The following is a 2,071-nucleotide window of genomic DNA, read 5'->3' on the forward strand; positions in this document are numbered from 1 at the left end:
CCGGCTTCCGGCACGAGACCAGGCCGGTCGACGCTTGAAAGCGCTGGGGTTGCGCTGCGCTCCACCCCAGCCTACGAGGGGCGCGAGAGACCGCTCCAGACGCGTACGCTGTATGCTGTCGCCGGCGGGCTTCACCCGCGGAGACGACACATGCATCCTGGCCTCATGGTGGTGACAGGCCTGCTGGCGCTGACGGGCCTGGCCGCGCACGCACAGACCGCGCAGGCGGTCTTCAAGGATGCGGACCTCGCCCTCGGCCAGAAACTCATCGCCGAGCACAAGTGCGCCGAGTGCCATGTGCGCAAGGTTGGCGGTGACGGCTCCGCCATCTACAAGCCGCAGGGGCGCATCAACACGCCCGGCTTCCTGCGCGGCATGGTGGAGCAGTGCAACACCGAGCTGAACCTCGGCCTGTTCCCGGAAGATGTGACGGCCATCGCCGCCGTTCTCAATCGCGACCACTACCGCTTCAAGTAGGCCATTGGGCTGACAGGCGAGCTTCGCCAGCCGCCCATCCGCTCTCCGCGTAAACCCTGTGTCAGATCCATCCGGCAATCTATATATTCGTACATCGTAATATCCAGATAGACGAATCGTGAACAGCGCGGAAGGGTCGTTCGACGTGTCGGGTCAGGTCTTCGAGCAGGCGGCAGAGCTGTTCGGGCTGATGGCCGCCCCGGCGCGCCTGCGCATCCTCGACGCGCTGACCGGCCGCGAGCTGAACGTCTCCGAACTGCGCACCCGTGTCGGCGGCGGCCAGCCCAGTGTGTCGCAGCACCTCGCGCTGCTGTACCGCTCGGGCCTGCTGGCGCGACGGCGAGATGGCGCGCAGGTGTTCTACCGCCTGCACGACGACGCCGCGCCGCTGCTGAGCCGGGCGGTGCGAAGCATGCTGCCGGCGCGCGAGACGGACGAGAACCCGAACATCGATTCCCCCAAGGAGATGCAGTGAAACCAGACGAAACCCAGCCTTCCGGCCGCCTGATCAAGGCGCCGGAGAGCTTCCTGGACCCGACGGGCATCAAGACCGTCTTTGCCGAGGGCAAGAAGGGCCGGCGCGACTTCATCCGCGGTGCCTTCGCCGCGGCCGCGGCCACCGCCGGCGTGGCCGCCATGCCGGCGCGCGCGCAGCAGCCCGCTGGCGACCCCGCCATCCTGGAGCTGCCCGCGCACTCCAAGGGCCTGGGCCAGCCGGTCGTGACCGACGGCTACGGCAAGCCCTCGCAGTACGAGCGCAATGTGCAGCGCCGGCAGAGCCCCGGCCTCACGCAGACCACGCAAGCCTCGGTCTCGTTCGCGCCGCTGCAGTCGCTGTTCGGCATCGTCACGCCCAGCGGCCTGCACTTCGAGCGGCATCACCAGGGCTGGTGGGACATCGATCCCAGCAAGCACCGCCTGATGTTGAACGGCATGGTCAAGACGCCCAAGGTCTTCACCATGGACGAGATCATGCGCCTGCCCTCGGTCAGCCGCTTCCACTTCATCGAGTGCGGCGCCAACACCGGCATGGAGTGGGGCAATGTGGCCGTGCCCACCTGCCAGTACACGCACGGCATGATCTCGTGCAGCGAGTTCACTGGCGTGCCGCTGATCACGCTGCTGGAGATGGCCGGTGCCGACCTGGTGAACGGCAAGTTCGTGCTGGCCGAGGGGGCCGACGGCTCCTCGATGACGCGCACCATCCCCATGAGCCTGATCCGCTCGGGCGAAGTGTTCGTGGCCTACGGCCAGAACGGCGAGATGCTGCGCCCCGAAAACGGCTACCCGCTGCGCCTGGTGGTGCCGGGCGTGCAGGGCGTGAGCTGGGTGAAGTACCTGCGCCGCATCGAGGTGGGCGACCAGCCCTATGCCACCAAGGACGAGGCCATCCACTACGTGGACCTCATGCCGGACGGCACGCATCGCCAGTACACCAGCATCCAGGAGGTCAAGAGCGTGGTGACCACGCCCTCCGGCGGCCAGGTGCTGCTGGACCAGGGCTTCTACAACATCACCGGCCTGGCCTGGTCGGGCCGCGGCAAGATCAAGCACGTGGACGTGTCGGTCGACGGCGGCCGCAACTGGCGCCGCG

General features: G+C 67.7%; 3 protein-coding genes. All 3 read left to right on the forward strand.

The genetic code is table 11. The features are described 5' to 3' along the window. Nucleotides 1-150: 150 nt before the first annotated feature. Complete coding sequence (locus ACE3T5_RS21505) at nt 151-477, forward strand: hypothetical protein (protein ID WP_374670152.1); 327 nt, start codon at nt 151-153, stop codon at nt 475-477. A 118-nt stretch (nt 478-595) separates the two neighbouring features. Continuing rightward, the gene (locus ACE3T5_RS21510) at nt 596-952 is read left to right on the forward strand and encodes an ArsR/SmtB family transcription factor (protein ID WP_374670153.1); all 357 of its coding nucleotides are present in this window, start codon (nt 596-598) and stop codon (nt 950-952) included. Then, a partial coding sequence (soxC, locus tag ACE3T5_RS21515) for a sulfite dehydrogenase (protein WP_374670154.1) occupies nt 949-2,071 on the forward strand: 1,123 nt, incomplete at its 3' end. The genes ACE3T5_RS21510 and soxC, both read left to right, overlap by 4 nt.

Origin of the sequence: Ramlibacter sp. (assembly GCF_041916345.1) — a bacterium.
Lineage (GTDB): Bacteria > Pseudomonadota > Gammaproteobacteria > Burkholderiales > Burkholderiaceae_C > Ramlibacter.